Source organism: Streptomyces sp. CA-288835, assembly GCF_050936385.1.
Classification (GTDB): Bacteria; Actinomycetota; Actinomycetes; order Streptomycetales; family Streptomycetaceae; genus Streptomyces.
Genome location: NZ_JBNJMW010000001.1, coordinates 7863827 through 7882598 on the forward strand (window position 1 = coordinate 7863827; position 18772 = coordinate 7882598).

An 18772-nucleotide genomic window follows, 5' to 3' on the forward strand; every position below is an offset into this window, starting at 1 on the left:
GTCACTCTGAGGGCAATTGCGGCGAGAGGCGGCTTATGGGCGCGCGATCGGCGGACCGGCACAGCGGCGGCGGGCGGCCGGTGCAGACGGGCAAGGGCGAGCGGCTGGCGGACTGGGCCGACGGACGGCTCGGGGTCTACGGCCTCGCCAAGGCCCAGATGCGCAAGGTGTTCCCGGACCACCCGTCCTTCATGCTGGGCGAGATCTGCCTCTACACCTTCCTCATCCTGATCCTCACGGGCGTCTACCTCACGCTGTTCTTCGAGCCGAGCAGCGCCGAGACCGTCTACCACGGTTCGTACGAGCCCCTGAACGGCATCATCATGACCAGGGCGTACGAGTCCACGCTCGACATCAGCTTCGACGTACGCGGCGGACTCCTCATCCGGCAGATCCACCACTGGGCGGCGGTCGTGTTCGTCGCCGGAATGCTCATCCACATGATGCGGGTGTTCTTCACCGGCGCGTTCCGCAAGCCGCGCGAGCTGAACTGGCTGTTCGGCTGGACGCTGCTGTTCCTCGGCATCATCACCGGGCTGACCGGCTACTCGCTCCCCGACGACCTGCTCTCCGGCACAGGCCTGCGCTTCGCACAGGGCGCGATCCTGTCGGTGCCGGTCGTGGGAACGTATCTCTCCTTCTTCCTCTTCGGCGGAGAGTTCCCGGGCGACGACATCATCGCCCGGCTGTACCCGATCCACATTCTGCTGCTGCCCGGGATCATGCTCGGCCTGGTGGTCGCCCATCTGATCCTGGTCTTCTACCACAAGCACACACAGTTCCCCGGGCCCGGACGCGACCAGAAGTCCGTGGTCGGGATGCCGTTCCTGCCGGTCTACATGGCCAAGGCGGGCGGCTTCTTCTTCCTGGTCTTCGGTGTGCTGTCGGTGATGGGCGCGATCGCGACCATCAACCCCGTGTGGGCCTTCGGCCCCTACCGCGCCGACCTGGTCACCACCGGCGCTCAACCCGACTGGTACCTCGGCTTCTCCGAGGGACTGATCCGAGTGATGCCGGGATGGGAGATCAACGCCTTCGGCCACACCCTGGCCCTCGGCGTCTTCATTCCGTTCTCCCTCTTCCCGCTGATCATGCTCGCGATCGGCGTGTACCCGTTCATCGAGGCCTGGATCACCGGCGACAAACGCGAGCACCACATCCTGGATCGCCCGCGCAACCAGCCCACACGTACCGGCCTCGGCGTGGCCTGGCTGAGTCTGTACGGGGTGCTGCTGATCGGCGGCGGCAACGACATCGTGGCCACGCGCTTCCATCTGTCGATCAACGTGATCACGTGGGCCGTACGGATCGGCTTCTTCGTGGTGCCCGTCCTCGCCTTCATCATCACCAGACGGATCTGCCTCGGGCTGCAACGCCGTGACCGGGACAAGGTGCTGCACGGCAGGGAGTCCGGCACCATCAAACGGCTGCCGCACGGCGAGTTCGTCGAGGTGCACGAACCGCTCTCGCAGGAGCAGCGGTTCACCCTCACCCAGCACGAGCACGTCCCGCCGTACGAGGTGGGCCCGACCGTCGACGCCAACGGTGTCGTCCGGAAGGTCAGACCCACCGAGCGGCTGCGCGCCCGGCTCGCCCGCGTCATGCATGGGCCGAACACGCATATCCCCAAACCGACCCCCGAGGAGTACCGGGAACTCACGAGCGGCGATCACCACCACCACTGACCGCGCTGCTCAGCACCTCGGCCCGGCACTCGCCCGGGGTGCCCCAAGCGGTGCGCAGGGCGCGGGCCTTGGTCAGCCACAGGGACAGGTCGTACTCGGCGGTGTAGCCGATCGCGCCGTGCAGTTGCAGCGCCGTGCGCGCCGTGGCGTACGCCGCCTCGCACGCCGTGACCTTGGCCGCGGCGACATCAGCCGGGTTCATGGACAGCGCGGAGCCGAAGACGAGCGGACGCGCGAACTCCAACGCGAGCTTCGCATCGGCCAGTTGATGCTTGACCGCCTGGAACGAGCCGATGGGCACGCCGAACTGGTGGCGCTGCTTGACGTACGCGACCGTCGTATCGAGGAGCGCCAGTCCCACACCGAGGGCTTGGGCGGCGGTGGCGAGCCGGGCCCAGGTTCGGGCCCGGGGGAGGGGTGGGTTCCGGGCGAGGAGTTCACCGCCGGGGTCGAGGAGGGTGAGGCGGCGGGCCGGGTCCAGGGACGTACGCACCGGGCCGTGCCCGGGGGCCAGTCGCAGTTCCTCGCCGTCGACCGCGAGGAGGACCGTGGCCACGTCACCGTCCAGGGCGTACGAGCCCTCCGGTGCCAACGTCGCGATCACCTCGCCGGACGCCAGCGCGGGGAGCAGCCGCTTGGCCGCCTCCGGCTCGGTGAGCAGCACGGCCGCCGCCACCGTCTCCACCAGCGGCCCCGGCACCGCCTGCCGCCCCAGCTCCACGAAGGCCACGGCCAGTTCGACGGGCAGCGGCCCGACGCCCTCGTACGCCTCGGGAACCGCGAGCGCGAAGACTCCCGCCTCGGCGATACGACTCCACAGCGCGCGCCCGGCCGTGGGATCCCCGGCGCTCCAGGACCGTATGACCGACGGGGTGTCCGCGGCCGTCAGCATCGCGTCCAGCGAGCGGGCGAAGGCCTGCTGCTCGTCGTCGAGGAGGAAGCGCATCAGCGGCGTCCCTTCGGCAGGCCGAGGAGGCGCTCGGCGATGATGTCGCGCTGGATCTCGTTGGTGCCGGCGTAGATGGGGCCGGCGAGCGAGAAGACGTAGCCCTCGCTCCAGTCGGTGTCCGCCAACTCGCCCTCCGCGCCCAGCAGATCGAGCGCCGTCTCGTGCAGGGCGATGTCGTACTCGGACCAGAAGACCTTGTTCAGGCTGGACTCGGGGCCGAGGGGCTCGCCCTGGAGGAAGCGGGAGGCATGGGCGTACGTGAAGAGCTGATACGCGCGGGCGCCGATCACCGCGTCGGCCACGCGGTCGCGCATTGCTGTATCGGCCGGGTCGCCGTGCGTCCGCCACAGGTCGACCAGCCGGTCGGCGGCGGCGAGGAAACGGCCGGGGGAGCGGAGGGTCAGACCGCGTTCGTTGCCCGCTGTCGACATGGCGACCCGCCAGCCCTGGCCGGGCTCGCCGATCACGTCCTCGTCCGGCACGAAGACCTCGTCCAGGAAGAGTTCCGCGAAGGCCGGCTTTCCGTCGAGGCGGCCTATGGGGCGGACGGTGACGCCCGGCGCGCGCAGGTCGAACATCACGTAGGTGAGCCCCTGGTGCGGCTTCGGGGTGTCGGGCTCGCTGCGGAACAGGCCGAACGCGCGGTCGGCGAACGCGGCCCGCGACGACCACGTCTTCTGCCCGCTCAACAGCCAGCCTCCGTCCGTGCGCACGGCTCTTGACCTGAGCGAGGCCAGGTCCGAACCGGCCTCAGGTTCGGACCACGCCTGCGCCCAGATCACCTCGCCGGACGCCATGGGCGGCAGAATCCGGGCGCGCTGCTCCTCGGTGCCGTGGTCGAAGAGGGTGGGGGCGAGGAGGCTGATGCCGTTCTGGCTGACGCGGCCTGGGGCGCCAGCCGCGTAGTACTCCTCCTCGAAGATCAGCCACTTGAGGATGTCGACGCCCCGGCCGCCGTACTCGGCCGGCCAGGACACCACCGACCAGCGGTCCGCGGCCAGCTCGGCCTCCCAGCCGCGGTGCGCCGCGAAGCCCTCCTCGGTCTCCAGGGAGGGGAGGGGTGCGGGCGGTACGTGCGCGGCGAGCCAGGCTCTGGCTTCGGCGCGGAACGCCTCGTCGGCGGGGGAGTGGTCCAGGTCCACGGTCACCTTCCTCGGAGTTCTTTGGAGTTCCTCAGCGTTCCTCGGAGTCCATCGAGGCTCCGCGAAGCGAAAAGCGGCCTTCCCTAACAAGTGTTTGGTAGGTTAGCGTGGCTCCATGACAGACGTCGAGGGTCCGGAGTACGTCCCCGGGCACGGGCTGCTGAAGGGGCGCACGGCCGTCATCACCGCCGCCGCGGGCGCGGGGATAGGCGGCGCAACGGCACGCCGCTTCCTGGAGGAGGGCGCGCGCGTACTGATCAGCGACGCGCATGCGCGGCGGCTGAAGGAGTACGAGGGGGAACTGGCGGCCGAGTTCGAGGGGGTCGCGGCGCTCGCCTGCGACGTCACGGACGAGGCGCAGGTGCAGGCGCTCTTCGACACCGCCCAGCGACTGCACGGGCGGCTCGACATCGTGGTCAACAACGCCGGTCTGGGCGGGACTTCGGACCTCGTCGACATGACGGACGAGCAGTGGTCGAGGGTGCTCGACGTGACGCTGAACGGGACGTTCCGGTCCATACGCGCCGCCCTGCGGGCCTTCCGCGACGGTGGACACGGCGGCGTGATCGTCAACAACGCCTCCGTCGTCGGCTGGCGCGCCCAGGCCGGCCAGGCGCACTACGCCGCCGCGAAGGCGGGCGTGATGGCGCTGACCCGGTGCGCGGCCATAGAGGCGGCCGAGTACGGGGTGCGGGTGAACGCCGTGTCGCCCAGCCTCGCCATGCACCCCCACCTCGTGAAGGTCACCAGCCCCGAACTGCTGGAGGAACTCACCGAGCGCGAGGCCTTCGGGCGGTACGCCGAGCCCTGGGAGGTGGCCAACGTGATCGTGTTCCTCGCGTCCGGCTACTCCTCGTACATGACCGGAGAGGTCGTCTCCGTCAGCAGCCAGCACGCCTAGGACGACAATGGAACCGTGCCTACGAAGAAGAAGCCCCAGGTGACCGCCTCACCCGCCAGGCGCAGTGAACTCCTCGGCACCGCCGCCGAGGTCTTCGCCGAGCAGGGCTACAACGCCACCACCGTCCGCAAGATCGCCGACCACGCGGGCATGCTCGCGGGCAGCCTCTACTACCACTTCGACTCCAAGGAATCGATGCTGGAAGAGATCCTGCGGACCTTCCTGGACGAGCTGTGGGACGGGTACGACACCGTCCTGGATGCCGAGCTCGGGCCCCGGGAGACGCTGGAGGCCCTGGTCATCGAGTCCTTCCGGGAGATCGACCGGCACCGCGCGGCCGTCGCCATCTACCAGAAGGAGTCCAAGCACCTGGTGTCGCAGGAGCGCTTCGCGTTCCTCGCCGACTCGCAGCGCAAGTTCGAGAAGGTCTGGCTGAGCACGCTGGAGCGGGGGGTGGCCGCCGAGGTCTTCCGGGCGGACCTCGACATACGGCTCACCTACCGGTTCGTGCGCGACACGGTGTGGGTCGCCGCGTCCTGGTACCGGCCCGGCGGACAGCACGGCCCCGAGGAGATCGCCCGGCAGTACCTGTCGATGGTGCTGGACGGGATCGCAGTACGTACACAACCGAACTAGATCGACACCGAAGTGGCTCCACCGAACTGGATCGACTTGAATTGACTGGGAGTTGTCATGGCCGAGGCCTACATCGTCGAAGCGGTCCGTACGCCCGTCGGGCGGCGCAAAGGGGGCCTGAGCGGGGTGCATCCCGCCGACCTGGGCGCGCATGTTCTGAAGGCTCTGGTGTCGCGTGCCGGCGTCGACCCGGCCGCCGTCGAGGACGTCGTCTTCGGCTGTCTGGACACCGTGGGGCCGCAGGCCGGTGACATCGCGCGGACCTGCTGGCTGGCGGCCGGGCTGCCGGAGGAGGTGCCGGGGGTGACGGTCGACCGGCAGTGCGGTTCGTCGCAGCAGGCCGTGCACTTCGCCGCGCAGGGTGTGCTGTCCGGCACGCAGGACCTGGTGGTGGCCGGCGGGGTCCAGAACATGACGCTGGTCCCCATCGGCTACGCCTCCGGACGGGCCACCGAGCCGCTGGGGCTCACTGGGGGGCCGTTCGCGGGAAGCGAGGGGTGGCGGGCGCGGTACGGGGACCAGCCGGTGAACCAGTTCGTCGGCGCCGAGATGATCGCCGCCAAGTGGGGAATCAGCCGCCTGGACCAGGAGGAGTTCGCGCTGCGGTCCCATCAGCGGGCGATCGGCGCGATCGACGAGGGCCGCTTCGAGCGCGAGACCGTGCCGTACGGCGATGTCACGGTCGACGAAGGGCCGCGCCGGGACACCTCACTGGAGAAGATGGCGGGCCTGAAGCCGGTCATCGACGGCGGCACCATCACCGCCGCCTGCTCCTCCCAGGTCTCCGACGGCGCCGCCGCGATGCTGCTGGCCTCCGAGCGGGCGGTACGCGAACACGGCCTGACGCCCCGCGCGCGCGTGCACCACCTCTCCGTACGAGGCGAGGACCCGATCCGTATGCTCACGGCCCCGATCCCGGCCACGGCACACGCCCTCAAGAAGACCGGCCTGACCATCGACGACATCGACCTCGTGGAGATCAACGAGGCTTTCGCTCCGGTCGTCCTGGCCTGGCTGAAGGAGACGGGCGCGGATCCGGCAAAGGTCAACGTCAACGGCGGCGCGATCGCCCTCGGCCACCCCCTGGGCGCGACCGGCGTCAAGCTGATGACGACGCTGCTGCACGAACTCGAGCGCACGGGAGGCCGGTTCGGCCTGCAGACGATGTGCGAGGGAGGCGGTCAGGCGAACGTGACGATCATCGAGCGGCTCTGACTTCCGCCGGTCAGCACGTGAGCGGTCCTGACGTCCGCCGGTCGGCACTTGGTCGGCTCTGACATCAGCCGGTCGGCTCTCGAGCGATCATCGCTTGCGTGATCAGTGCTTGGCGGCAGCCAGTTCGTCGAGCACCCGCTCCGCCTCCGTCATCACGCGCTCCACCAGCTCCGCGCACGACGGCAGGTCCTCGATCACGCCGGCCACCTGGCCCGATGCCATCACCCCCAGATCCGTACGCCCCTCGACCATTGACGCGCGCAGCAGCATGGGCGTGTTGGCAGCGAGCAGGACCTGGCTCCAGGACAGGTTCTTGCCGTGCTTCATGGCGAGGCCGTCGCGGATCATCGCGGGCCAGGTGAGGCCGGACAGCTTGCGGAACGTGGCGGCTCGGCGCACCGCACGCGCCAGGGATCTCGTACGGCCCGCTCCCTCAAGGGAGTTGACCAGGTCCGTGCGGAGCATGCGGTGGGGCAGGCCGTCCACTGCCCTGGTCACCGTGACGTCCTTGACCGTCGCCGCCAGGTACTCGGCCTTCACCGCGTCCGGAACCGTGGAGTCCGAGGTGAGCAGGAAGCGGGTGCCCATCGCGATGCCCGCCGCGCCGTACGCGAGCGCCGCGACCAGGCCCCGGCCGTCGAAGAAGCCGCCCGCCGCCACGACCGGTATCCCCACCGCGTCCACGACCTGCGGCAACAGCACCGTCGTCGCCACCTCGCCCGTGTGCCCGCCGCCCTCGGCGCCCTGCACGATCACCGCGTCCGCACCCCACGCCGCGACCTTTTCGGCATGGCGGCGGGCCCCGACGGACGGGATGACCACGACACCCGCGTCCTTCAGCTCGGCGATCAGCTCGCGGGAGGGCGCGAGCGCGAACGAGGCGACCTTCACGCCCTCGTCGATGATGATCCGCACCCGGTCGTGGGCATCGCCCGCGTCCGCCCGCAGGTTCACGCCGAACGGGGCGTCCGTACGGGACTTGACCTCCAGGACGGCCCTTCTCAGCTCCTCCACGCTCATCGTCGCGGAGGCCAGGATCCCCAGAGCGCCCGCGTTCGCGGAGGCGGAGACCAGGCGGGGGCCCGCGACCCAGCCCATACCGGTCTGCACGATCGGATGGCGTACCCCGACGAGTTGCGTCAGCGCGGTCTCCATCAGCCCTTGACCTCACGGTTGCGCAGCCCCTGCGGGTCGAGCATCTCGCGTATCAACTCCAGCTCCTCCCCGGTCGGTTCGCGGGTGTACGGCACCTCCTCGGGAACCGTCAGCTCGAAGCCCGTCGCCTCCCTGACCTCCTCGATCGTCACTCCGGGATGCAGCGAGGCGAGCCGCATCGAGCGGTCCGGGGTCGCGAAGTCGAACACACCGAGGTTGGAGACGACCCGCGGTATGCGGTGGTAACGGCTCGCCGTGGGACCGGCCGCCGCGGCGCTGTCGTAGCCCACCCCGCAGATCATGTCGACCTTCTCGACGAAGACCCGGGTGGAGTGCCTGGGGACCCAGTAACTGACCGGATTGTTGAGGGTGTTGACCGGCGCGCCCCGTACCCCGAGAAGCTGCCGCGTGGGGCGCTCCCAGTCGCCGATGCAGGAGATGTTCTGGTTGCCGAACCGGTCTATCTGGCTCGCACCCATCATCACGTGGCGTCGGCCGCCGGTGACCATCGTGAGGTGCTGCCGGTACGGCAGCCAGCCCTCCACCGTGCCGTCGGGGCCGACCAGCATCGCCTCGCCGTCGGTGAGGAGCAGGTCCGGGGCGAAGGTCAGCCTGGCGAGCCGGGCGGCGACGGACGGGACGGCACCCATGGGGCTGGCCAGCACCTCGCCGTTGTCCCGCCAGGCCTCGGCGCAGGCGATCACGCAGTACTCGGCCCGCGTGACGCTGCTCAGTACGTCGTTGCTCTGTACGTCGCTCATCACCGCTCCTCGTTCGACGCATGCCAGGCTTGTACGGCCGTCTGGTAGTCCTTCTCGCTCCCGTGCAGGAACCGCTCGGCGAACTCCGGCCAGGGCGTGGTCGCGTACAGCCGCTGGAAGTCCTCGTCCCGGTCGTAGTCGGGCGCGCAGGATGTGAAGTGCGCCCCGTTCGGGGCCTCCACCACGCCGGTCACGCTGTGCCGCTTGATCAGCAGGGTCTGCGGGGCGGCCTCCTTCGTCAGCTCGGCCGAGTCGACTATGCGCTCGCAGGAGACATACGCGGTGTCGGCCGCCTCGCAGAACAGGTCGTCGAAGTACGGATCCGGGCCCAGATACTGACCGTTGCCGAACCGGTCCGCGCGGTTCACATGGACCAGCGCGGCGTCCATGCGCAGCGCGGGCATGGCGACGAAGGTCTCCTGCAGTCCCGTCGACGCGTCCTCGTACGGGGAAGTGACCGTCCGCAGCACGGGATTGACCCGCATTACATCCGAGCCGAGGCCGGCCCGCACCGGTATGAAGGGCAGCCGGTTCGCGGCGGCGTGCAGGCCCCACATGAACATCGCCTCGTCGATCTCCATCAGTTCGAGAGCACCGCTCTCGCGCGCCGACCGGTAGTGCGGTTCGAGCGGGATCGAGTCGAGGGTCGCGAAGGCGGCGACCAGTTTCCGTATCCGCCCGGCGGCCGCGAGCATGCCGACGTCCGGGCCGCCGTACGAGACGACGGTGAGATCGGTGATCCCGGTACGGAGCAGTGCTCTCACCAGCGCCATCGGCTTGCGGCGGGACCCCCAGCCTCCGATGCCGATCGTCATCCCGCTCTCCAGACGGCCGACGACCTCCTCCGCCGACATGGTCTTGTCGCTCAACGGTCCTCCCCTCCAGATGTCTCCTGGCCGAATGTGCTCCGGACCCGGTCCGCCACCCCGCTGAGGCCCGCCTCGAAGGTGAAGCCCTGCTCGAAGCGGTAGCTGCGGCGTACGTCGACGGGGTCGATGCCGTTGATGGCGGCCTTGGCGAGCCGGATCAGCTGCCCGTCCTTGGCCGCGATCTCCCGCGCCAACTCCAGGGCGGCGTCCAGGACTTCGGCACGCGGTACGACCCGCCACACCGAACCGTGCGCGTGCAGTTCGGCCGCCGTGGCCGTGCGCGAGGTGTAGTACAGCGCACGCATCAGGTGCTGCGGCACAAGGCGGGCCAGATGCGTGGCGGCACCCAGCGCGCCTCGGTCCAGCTCGGGAAGCCCGAAGGTGGCGTCGTCGCTTGCCACGATCGCGTCCGCGTTCCCCACCAGACCGATGCCGCCGCCCAGGCAGAAGCCCCGTACGGCCGCCACCACGGGCACCTCGCAGTCGTACACCGCGGCGAACGCCTCCGCGCAGCCTCGGTTGGCGCCTAACAGCGCACCGTGGCCCGTCGCGGCCCGCGGCCCCTGCTGCTGCCGTCCATCCGGCTGTCCGTCCCGCTCGCGCTGTATCTCCTTGATGTCGACGCCCGCGTTGAAGCCCCGTCCCTCGGCGGTCAGCACTACACAGCGGATCTCGGGGTCGCGGCCCGCTGTGCGCACGGCGTCGGCCAGGTCGAACCAGCCGTGCACCGGCAGCGCGTTCACGGGCGGGAAGTCGACCGTGACGACGGAAATCCCCTTTTCCGGGGACGAGGTGGAGACACCCATGCGCGCATCAGCTACCTTTCCACCAAACATTTGTTAGGTTCGATCTGATGTGAAGGTAACAGCGATTGCCGACCAGCGGGAGGCCCTGTGGATAACCGGGAGGACAGTCGCCAGGACAAGCGACTCGTGGTGGTCACCGGCGGAACCCGCGGGGTCGGCGCCGGGATCGCCCGGGCGTTCGCCGAGGCGGGTGCCGAGGTCGTGGCCTGCGCCCGCAGACCCCCCGAAGTACCGGTCGAGGGCGTCGAGTTCATGCCTCTCGACGTGCGCGAACCGGCGGCCGTGCGCGCCTTCTTCGACGCGCTGCCTCGCCTCGATGTCTTGGTCAACAACGCGGGTGGCGCCCCGTTCCGGCTGCTCGATCGGGCGGACGCCGCCGAGCGGCACGCGCGTGTGATCGAGCTCAACCTCACCGCACCGCTGACCGTGTCCCTTGCGGCGTACGAGCATCTCAAGCGCGCCCGGGGCTCGATCGTGATGATCGGCAGCGTCAGCGGGACGCGGCCTTCTCCCGGTACGGCGGCCTATGGTGCGGCCAAGGCGGGCCTGGAGAATCTGGCCCGGTCGATGGCGGTGGAGTGGGCGCCGGACGTTCGCGTCAACACGCTGGTCGTCGGGATGGTTCGTACCGAGCTGTCCCATCTCCACTACGGGGACGAGGAGGGCATCGCGTCCGTGGCCCGTACTGTCCCGCTGGGGCGCCTCGCCGCTCCCTCGGACATCGGCGAGGCGGCCGTGTTCCTCGCCTCGGACGCGGCCGCGTACATCACCGGGGCCAGCCTGCTCGTGCACGGCGGGGGAGAGCGGCCCGCCTTCCTGGACGCGGCGACGGTCAACAACACGGTCAGTAAGGGGAGTTGAGATGACCGGAATCTGTGACGGCCGGGTAGTGATCGTCACCGGTGCGGGACGGGGACTCGGGCGGGCGCATGCCCTCGCCTACGCGGCCGAGGGGGCGCGGGTCGTCGTCAACGACCTCGGTGTCAGGCTCGACGGAGCGCCCGGGCCGGACAGCCCGGCCGCGCTTGTCGTCGAGGAGATCCGCGCGGGCGGAGGGGAAGCCGTCGCGCATGGCGGGGACGTCGCCACGCGCGCGGGCGCCGAGTCGTTGATCGCGACGGCGCTCGATGCGTTCGGGCGGCTCGACACGCTCGTCAACAACGCCGGGTTTCTGCGCGACCGGATGCTTGTGAATCTCGACGAGGACGACTGGGACGCCGTTGTGCGCGTCCACCTGAAGGGGCACTTTCTGCCGCTGCAGCAGGCCGCCGTGCACTGGCGGGCGGAGGCGAAGGCCGGACGCACGCCTGAGGCCCGTGTCGTCAACACCAGCTCCGGAGCGGGGCTGTTGGGGTCGGTCGGGCAGGGCAACTACAGCGCGGCGAAGGCGGGAATCGTCGGGCTCACGCTGGTGGCTGCCGCCGAGATGGGCCGCTATGGAGTGCAGGTCAACGCCATCGCGCCGGCCGCGCGTACGCGGATGACCGAGCGGACCTTCGCCGACACGATGGCGGCGCCGGACCCGGGCGCCGGCTTCGACGCCATGGCGCCCGAGAACGTCTCGCCGCTCGTCGTCTGGCTCGGCTCGGCCGCGTGCGGCGGGGTGACCGGGCGGGTCTTTGAGGCGGAGGGTGGGCGGATCACTGTCATGGAGGGGTGGCGGGCTGGGCCGAGCGCGGATAAGGGGGCGCGGTGGACGCCGTCTGAGGCGGGGGATGCGGCTCGCAAGTTGCTTGCGGGGGCGGAGGTGCCGGGGGCTGTGTACGGGGCGTGAGCGCTCCGCTGGGTTCGTTGTCGGCTGACGGTTGCCTCCAGCGGTTTGTCGGCTGCGGCGCCGTCGTGGCTGGTCGCGCCCACGCGGCGGAGCCGCATATGTCACAGCCTCGCGCCCCTTGGGTGGGTGGTGGGTGCGGGGCCGCGTCGGTGGTGTCCGTCCTCGGACCGGCGCGCGTTGCTGTTGGCTGGTAGGGGGTGCCGGTGTGGGCGCGCCGGCCGCTGCGGGCGCACACCCCCGCCCCGTCCCCTTGCCGCCGTGGGCGGCTGCGGGGCCGTGGGGGTGCGGGCTCCCTCCGGCGGGGCTTTCCGGGCCGCGGGCTTGCTCGGGGCGCAGGCGCCTTCCGGGTGCCGGCAGTCGCAGGCTTTTGCTTTTAGGGGCGCGGGGAACTGCGCGACCAGCCCCAACGCACCCGCAGCCGCGACACGAAGTGTCACCCACCACCCCCTGGCGGGGGCCTGGGGGCGCAGCCCCCCACGCGGCGGAGCCGCAAATTGTTACAGCCGGGAAGGGGCGGGGCTGGGGAAAAGGAACCGCCCGCTCAGATCCGCCGCGGCAGCGTAGACGCCAGCAAGGCCCGAACCCGGTCGTCCCGTATGTGCTCGACCGCCTCCTCCGCCGTCGCGCGCGGCGTACTGTCAGGCCGCTCCTCGGCAAGCAATCGCTCCAGCACAGGGATCGCGCGCGAATCCTGACGCACAGCCAGCCCCCGCGCCGCCTCCGCGGCAACCTCCGCATCCGGGTCCCCCAACAGCGCGGCAAGCGCATCCCGCAGCGCGGGCGTGTCCGCGTCGAGCACGGCCAGTGCCGTCGTCGCCCAGTTGCGCACGTCCCGGTCGACGTCACGAGACATGGCGACGAGCCGAGCGACGCCCTCCGCGTGCGAGGCGGGAACCAGCCCGCACAGGGCAACGGCGACCGCGCGCCGCACGCTGGTGTCCGCGTGGCGGGCGTGCCGCAGGATCTCGGGCAGGGCGGCGGGATCCTGGTGCTGCCCGAGCGCAGCGACCACGCATCGCAGCGTCAAGGGATCCTGGGCCCCGCGCGCCAACTCCCGCAGCAGCGGCACGCTTTGGGCCGCGTACGGGCGTACGGCCGCGTCGCCCTGGTCCGGCCCACCCTCCGCCCCCAACCGCCCCAGCACATCCGCCCCGAACGCCTGCAGCAACGGCTGCGCGCTGTCCCCGCACCACAGCACCGCCGTCCGGAACGTCTCCTCGTCGCCGCGCCGCGCGAGCACGGTCGCCGCCTCGGTCCAGTCGTCGTTGTCGGGGTCGGCGCAGCGCAGGGCGCGGTCGGCGAGTTCCGGGGCGGGGGCCGCGATGCCCAGCGAGGTCTCCAGGACGGTGACGATGGCCGCGTGGCCCGTCTGCTGGTCGTTGCCCGAGGTGTGGCTTGCCCCGGCCTTCATCAACCTGACCTCGACCGTCACGCCGCCGTCCTCCCGGTAGCGGCGGGTGACGCACTCATGGCCGGTGCCGTGCGTGTGCTCCAGGCCCGCCCGCAGCTCCGTCGCCACATCGAGGGTCAGCCAGCGCCGGGCCTCGGTCAGCGCCTCCGCCCGGGCTCGCGCCCCGTGCTCGAGCAGCGCGCGGACGCAGCCGAGGGAGCCGCGGCGCGCGGCCGTCACCAGCGGGGGCTCTCCGTTGGGGCCCAGACGGTTCGGGTCCGCACCGCGCGCCAGGAGCTCGGCGACCACGGGTGCGTGGCCGCGCTGGACAGCCCAGGCCATGGCCGTGAACCCGAACTCCTCCACCAGATCCGGCCGCGCCCCGGCCGCCAGCAATGCGCGTACGACCTCCGTGTGACCGCCGCACGCCGCCCCGCACAGCGGCGAGTCCGTGCCCGAGCTGAGCCGGTCCGGTTCGGCTCCGGTGGCCAGGAGGAGGCGTACAACACCGGGGCCGTCCGTCATCATGGTCGCCAGGTACAGGACCGTCTGCCCGTCCTCGTCCACCGATTCCGGACTCGCGCCCGCGCGCAGCATCCGTACGACCGCGTCCTCGTCGTCCTCGTACACGGCGGTGAACAGACCGGCCGCCAGCTCGTGCGTGTTCATCCTTCGACCTTCGCCCGTCAGACACGCATAGGGCAAAGCATTTCGCCATGAATCACGTGACCTTGCCCATACGTCGCACTGGGTTACGTGTCGCACTCCAGCACCGTGCGGCACAGACCGCAGCGGGCCCGCACCCGGCCCCGTACCGGCACCCGGATCCGTTGATGGCAGGTCGGGCAGGGAAACGACACGCGCAGCGGGCCATGGCCGTCCGGCGTGAAGTCGTACGGGACGCCGACGGGACGGCCGTGATGGTCCTGGGCGTGACGGCGGTCCTTCGCATAGCGGCGGCGGCCCGCCCAGCCGGCCGCGGTCAGCGGGGGCTGCTGTTCGTCGTGGCGGGCCCGCGCCATGCCCTTCGTGTACGCGGTGTACGCCTGTGGGCTGGTGAACCACGTCGACGGATCCTCGCCGAAGATCAGCGACCGCTTGGCGAGGACGTATCCGAACTCCTCGGGAGTCAGATAGCCGAGCTTCTGCGAGGAGGCGCCGTCCTCGCGGAACGCGTCGAGGAGCAGCCAGCCGGCGCCCAGATACGTCGTCGCGGTGTCCGTGAGGATCTCGTTGTCGCGCGTGCCCGGGAACGACAGGTCCAGGCGGTGCAGGTACACATGCATGATCTCATGGGCGAGGGCCGCGCCGATGTCCCTGCGGTGGGTGCGGAAGCGGTCGTTCAGCTCGATGAAGTACTCGGGGCCCGCGGCGAGTTCGACATTCGCCGCGTGGTGCATCTCGCGGAAGCTGACGATCATGCGGGCGTCCGGCAGCCGGAAGTGCTGGACCAGCTCGCGGGCCACGCGCTGGGCACCCAGATACAGGTCGTCCTGATCGGCGAACGCCACGTCGGCGGGGGCCACGCTGGTGTCGAAGGTGTGGATGGTGTCGTACGAGAGCCGCTTGTACAGCGCGGTGATCGCCGCCCGCACCGTGTCCAGGTGCGGGTAGCCATGCTCGACGGGACCGCCGTTCGCCACGCCCGCACCCCCCAAGAGGCCTGAACCCACATCCACGATAATCCCCGGCGCTCGCGGGTGCCGTCGAAGGCCTGTGGGGCGGGTCGTAGGGTGAACGCTCATGACCACCAGCAACAACGGAACCTCAGACGTGGATCCCGCCGTCCGCGCCGAGCTCGACCGGCTGCGCGACAGCATCGACAACATCGATGCCGCCGTCGTCCATATGCTCGCCGAACGCTTCAAGTGCACCCAGCAGGTCGGCCACCTCAAGGCCGCCCACCAGCTGCCGCCCGCCGACCCGGCCCGTGAGGCCCACCAGATCGCCCGGCTGCGCCGGCTCGCGGAGAACGCCAAACTCGACCCCGCGTTCGCCGAGAAGCTCCTCAACTTCATCATCGCCGAGGTCATCAGGCACCACGAGAACATCGCCGGCAATGCGAACACCGGCGGTGTTTCGACCGGCTGACCCCATTCATCGCGCTTTTGTCCGCGCACCCCCTCGGCCTCGGGGCCGAAATGAGGCATCCTGCGCGCAGCACTCCTTGTCAGTCTGTGAGTACTCCCTGTCAGCCAGTCCGGGCACACTGGTTGTCCAGAACGAGGGGACTTCGCGCGATGCCGTCGGATGCCAAGATCCTCATCGTCGACGACCATGAGGAAACGCTCTACGCGCTGGAAAGCGCCCTGGCCCCGCTCGGCTACCGGCTGGCGCGCGCCACCAGCGGCGACGCCGCCCTCAAGGAAGTCCTCCGCGGCCAGGTCGGACTGCTCGTCCTCGATGTGCACATGCCGGACGTCGACGGCTTCGACGTCGTCCGCTATCTGCGCCGCTTGGAACAGACCCAGCACATTCCGGTCATCCTGGTCACCGGTTTCGGCCCGGACGCCGAACTCACCACCACCGCCTTTCGGCTCGGCGTCGCCGACCTGGTGATGAAACCCATAGACCCCTGGGCCCTGCGCACCAAGGTGCGTTACCTGTACGACGCCCACCAGAGATATCTGCGGATGAGACAGGAGGTACGCGAACTCCGGGCGCTGGTAAAGGAGTTACCGCCGCCGAACCAGACCCTCGAACCCGACCCGCGCCTCGACGCCCGCGTACCGCCGCAGCGGCCGATCCTCCGCGAGCACGACCAGACCGCGTAGGACCACCCGCGACCACGTCTGACCACGATGACCGTGTCCGTACGGGCCGGCCTACCGGAACCGGACCTCGCCTGCGCCGCGCCCCGCTCATCAGGCAGCATGTCCCCATGTCCGTACTGACGCGCGCCGAAGCGCAGACCCGTGCCCGGCTCCTCGACGTCCACCGCTACCAGATCGAGCTCGACCTGACACGCGGCGACGAGATCTTCACCTCCCACACCGTCATCCACTTCACGGTACGGAGCGACCTCGAGGCCGAGGACACGTTCGTCGAGCTCAAGCCCGCCGAGCTGCGCAACGCCCGCCTCGACGGATACCACCTCGACCTGGACACCCTGGACGGGAACCGGCTGCCCCTCAAGGACCTCACCCCGGGCGAGCACGAACTGGACATCGAGGCCGGCATGCGGTACTCGCGCACCGGCGAGGGCATGCACCGTTTCACAGACCCCACCGACGGCGAAACGTACCTCTACACCCAAATGTCCCTGGAAGACGTCCAGTCCGTCTTCCCCGCATTCGACCAGCCCGACCTCAAAGCCGTCTTCGAACTGTCGATAAAGGCACCCGAAGGCTGGACCGTCCTCGCCAACGGCATCACCGAGCACCAGGGCGACGGCCTGTGGAAAGCGGCCCCCACCCCGCTGATCTCCACCTACCTCGTCGCCATCGCCGCCGGCCCCTGGCACTCCGTACGCACCGAACACCGCGGACTGCCCTTCGGCCTCCACTGCCGCCGCTCACTCGCCCCGTACCTGGACGCCGACGCCGACGAACTCCTCGCCATCACCCGCGCCTGCTTCGACCGCTACCACGAGAAGTTCGAAGAGCCCTACCCCTTCGACTCCTACGACCAGGCCTTCGTCCCCGAATTCAACTTCGGCGCCATGGAGAACCCCGGCCTCGTCACCTTCCGCGACGAGTTCGTCTACCGCTCCGCCGTCACCGACACCGAACGCCAGACCCGCGCCATGGTCATCGCCCACGAAATGGCCCATATGTGGTTCGGCGACCTCGTCACCCTGCGCTGGTGGGACGACATCTGGCTGAACGAGTCCTTCGCCGAGTACATGGGCTACCAGACCCTCATCGAAGCCACCCGCTTCACCGGCACCTGGACCGACTTCGGCGTCACCCGCAAACCCTGGGGCTACGAAGCCGACCAGCGGCCCTCCACCCACCCCGTCGCCCCCGACCCCGACTCTGTCCCCGACACCGCCTCCGCACTCCTCAACTTCGACGGCATCTCCTACGCCAAGGGCGCCTCCGCGCTGCGCCAACTCGTCGCCTGGCTCGGCGAGAAGGACTTCCTCGCCGGCATCAACACCCACTTCGCCCGGCACAAGTTCGGCAACGCCACCCTCGCCGACTTCATCCAGTCCCTCGCCGACAGCACCGAACGCGACGTCCACGCCTGGGCCGACTCCTGGCTCCGTACCACCGGAGTCGACACCCTCACCCCGAAGATCGTCCCGACGGACAACGGCACCTGCGCGCTGACGATCGCGCACGACGGCAGCCGGCCCCACCGCATCGCCGTCGGCCTCTACGACCGCGACCCCGACGAAGGCCGCCTCAGCCTCCGCGAACGCCTCGAAGTCGACGTCCCCCAGGCCGAACCCGCCCACCCCATCGGCAAACGGCCCGCCCTGCTCCTCCTCAACGACGCCGACCTCTCCTACGCGAAGATCCGCTTCGACTCCGACTCCTTCGCGACCGTACGCGCCGAACTGTCCGCCCTGCCCGACCCGCTGACCCGCGCCGTCGTCTGGAACGCCCTGCGCGACTGCGTACGCGACGGTGAACTGGCCCCCACCGCCTACCTCGAGGCCGCCCGCACCCACCTGCCGCTCGAGCGGGACCTCGCCCTCGTCCAGGGCGTCCTCGCCTTCGCCACCGCCCAGGTCGCCGACCGCTACCTGCCGGCCCCCGACCGGCCCGCCGCCCTCGCCACCATCACCTCCCTGTGCCGCGACCTGATCCGCCGCACCGAGGACGGCTCCCACCCCGGGCTGCGCCTGACCGCCGTACGCCACTTCATCGACGCCGCCGCCCAGCCCGACACGATCACCGCCTGGCTCTCCGAAGGCACCGTCCCCGGCGGCCCCGAACTCGACCCCGAACTGCGCTGGCGCATCCTCGGCCGCCTCGCCGTACTCGGCGCCATCGACGACGCCGTCATCGAGGCCGAACTCGTCCAGGATCCCAGCGCCACCGGCCAGGAAGGCGCCGCCCGCTGCCACGCCGCCCTCCCCGACCCCGAGGCCAAACGCCAGGCCTGGGAGGCCATGTTCACCACCGACGACCTCTCCACCTACCTGTTCACCGCCACAGCCAAGGGCTTCTGGCAACCCGAACAGGCAGATCTGGTACGGGACTACGTGCCGCGCTACTTCAAGCAGGCCCCGGCAGTGGCAGCCCGCCGGGGCTCCGCGATCGCAGAGGCGGCAGGCCGCTGGGCATTCCCGGTGTACGCGGTCTCCCCCGAGACACTCCGCCTGGGCAAGAAATGCCTGACAAAGGGCAACGCGACTCCGGCGCTGCACCGCAAGCTGGTGGACCAACTGGACGACATGGAGCGAGCGTTGAGGGTGAGGGAGGAGTGACGGCTCCCACTTGAGTTGGGCTGGGGGCAGCGCCCCGTTAAGGGGCGCGAGGAACTTCGCGAGCAACCACAACGGGCCCGCAGCTGCAAAACTGCCCTTACCCACCGAG

Annotated in this window: 17 protein-coding genes; 9 read left to right on the forward strand and 8 right to left on the reverse strand. The window is 70.2% G+C overall.

The features are described 5' to 3' along the window. Positions 1–35 precede the first annotated feature (35 nt). Positions 36–1685 carry a cytochrome bc1 complex cytochrome b subunit gene (gene qcrB, locus ACQEVY_RS35465; RefSeq protein WP_432953507.1) on the forward strand — a complete coding sequence of 550 codons (1650 nt, stop codon included), beginning with the start codon at positions 36–38 and terminating at the stop codon, positions 1683–1685. On the opposite strand, the gene ACQEVY_RS35470 is transcribed toward qcrB, so the two are convergent. Both ACQEVY_RS35470 and ACQEVY_RS35475 read right to left on the reverse strand, forming a co-directional pair. Beyond that, a complete protein-coding gene (locus tag ACQEVY_RS35470; RefSeq protein WP_432953508.1) occupies positions 1657–2631 on the reverse strand; it encodes an acyl-CoA dehydrogenase family protein in 975 nt (324 codons plus the stop codon). The two genes, qcrB and ACQEVY_RS35470, sit on opposite strands and share 29 nt — an antisense overlap. Continuing rightward, a complete protein-coding gene (locus ACQEVY_RS35475) occupies positions 2631–3776 on the reverse strand; it encodes an acyl-CoA dehydrogenase family protein (RefSeq protein ID WP_432953510.1) in 1146 nt (381 codons plus the stop codon). Before ACQEVY_RS35475 ends, ACQEVY_RS35470 begins: the two co-directional genes overlap by 1 nt. Positions 3777–3891: 115 nt before the next feature. Here ACQEVY_RS35475 and ACQEVY_RS35480 point away from each other — a divergent pair, with 115 nt between their 5' ends. The 3 genes from ACQEVY_RS35480 to ACQEVY_RS35490 are packed head-to-tail and all read left to right on the forward strand — an operon-like array spanning position 3892 to position 6528. After that, positions 3892–4677, forward strand: coding sequence for an SDR family oxidoreductase (locus ACQEVY_RS35480; protein WP_432953512.1), 786 nt, complete (start codon positions 3892–3894; stop codon positions 4675–4677). Between the two features lie 15 nt (positions 4678–4692). Next, the gene (locus ACQEVY_RS35485; protein WP_432953513.1) at positions 4693–5313 is read left to right on the forward strand and encodes a TetR/AcrR family transcriptional regulator; all 621 of its coding nucleotides are present in this window, start codon (positions 4693–4695) and stop codon (positions 5311–5313) included. Between the two features lie 57 nt (positions 5314–5370). Beyond that, positions 5371–6528: an acetyl-CoA C-acetyltransferase gene (locus tag ACQEVY_RS35490; RefSeq protein ID WP_432953514.1), complete on the forward strand. Its 1158-nt coding sequence runs from the start codon at positions 5371–5373 to the stop codon at positions 6526–6528. A 102-nt stretch (positions 6529–6630) separates the two neighbouring features. Here the strand turns inward: ACQEVY_RS35490 and ACQEVY_RS35495 are convergent, their stop codons facing one another. From ACQEVY_RS35495 to ACQEVY_RS35510, 4 genes are read right to left on the reverse strand one after another with little or no spacing between them, the layout of a single operon-like run. Then, entirely contained in the window at positions 6631–7683 is a 1053-nt protein-coding gene (locus ACQEVY_RS35495; protein WP_432953516.1) for an NAD(P)H-dependent flavin oxidoreductase, read from the reverse strand. Beyond that, a complete protein-coding gene (locus ACQEVY_RS35500; protein ID WP_432953518.1) occupies positions 7683–8444 on the reverse strand; it encodes a CoA-transferase subunit beta in 762 nt (253 codons plus the stop codon). The genes ACQEVY_RS35495 and ACQEVY_RS35500 overlap by 1 nt, the downstream gene beginning before the upstream one ends. Beyond that, positions 8444–9313, reverse strand: a complete 870-nt coding sequence (locus ACQEVY_RS35505) for a CoA transferase subunit A (protein WP_432953520.1) — start codon at positions 9311–9313, stop codon at positions 8444–8446. The genes ACQEVY_RS35500 and ACQEVY_RS35505 overlap by 1 nt, the downstream gene beginning before the upstream one ends. Further along, positions 9310–10119, reverse strand: a complete 810-nt coding sequence (locus ACQEVY_RS35510) for an enoyl-CoA hydratase family protein (RefSeq protein ID WP_432953522.1) — start codon at positions 10117–10119, stop codon at positions 9310–9312. Before ACQEVY_RS35510 ends, ACQEVY_RS35505 begins: the two co-directional genes overlap by 4 nt. Positions 10120–10206: 87 nt before the next feature. Here ACQEVY_RS35510 and ACQEVY_RS35515 point away from each other — a divergent pair, with 87 nt between their 5' ends. Next, positions 10207–10980, forward strand: a complete 774-nt coding sequence (locus ACQEVY_RS35515) for an SDR family oxidoreductase (protein WP_432953523.1) — start codon at positions 10207–10209, stop codon at positions 10978–10980. A 1-nt stretch (position 10981) separates the two neighbouring features. After that, a complete protein-coding gene (locus ACQEVY_RS35520) occupies positions 10982–11893 on the forward strand; it encodes an SDR family oxidoreductase (protein ID WP_432953524.1) in 912 nt (303 codons plus the stop codon). A 541-nt stretch (positions 11894–12434) separates the two neighbouring features. Here the strand turns inward: ACQEVY_RS35520 and ACQEVY_RS35525 are convergent. Beyond that, positions 12435–13952 (reverse strand): ankyrin repeat domain-containing protein, encoded by a 1518-nt coding sequence (locus ACQEVY_RS35525; protein WP_432953525.1) that lies wholly within the window; start codon positions 13950–13952, stop codon positions 12435–12437. Positions 13953–14035: 83 nt separating this feature from the next. Beyond that, positions 14036–14926: a hypothetical protein gene (locus ACQEVY_RS35530; protein ID WP_432953527.1), complete on the reverse strand. Its 891-nt coding sequence runs from the start codon at positions 14924–14926 to the stop codon at positions 14036–14038. A gap of 100 nt (positions 14927–15026) precedes the next feature. Between ACQEVY_RS35530 and ACQEVY_RS35535 the strand changes: the two genes are divergently transcribed. The 3 genes from ACQEVY_RS35535 (at position 15027) to pepN (ending at position 18663) form a co-directional block, all read left to right on the forward strand. Continuing rightward, positions 15027–15374, forward strand: a complete 348-nt coding sequence (locus tag ACQEVY_RS35535) for a chorismate mutase (protein WP_432953528.1) — start codon at positions 15027–15029, stop codon at positions 15372–15374. A 149-nt stretch (positions 15375–15523) separates the two neighbouring features. Beyond that, positions 15524–16057 carry a response regulator gene (locus ACQEVY_RS35540; RefSeq protein WP_432953530.1) on the forward strand — a complete coding sequence of 178 codons (534 nt, stop codon included), beginning with the start codon at positions 15524–15526 and terminating at the stop codon, positions 16055–16057. A 107-nt stretch (positions 16058–16164) separates the two neighbouring features. Beyond that, entirely contained in the window at positions 16165–18663 is a 2499-nt protein-coding gene (gene pepN, locus ACQEVY_RS35545) for an aminopeptidase N (protein ID WP_432953532.1), read from the forward strand. Positions 18664–18772: the final 109 nt, after the last annotated feature.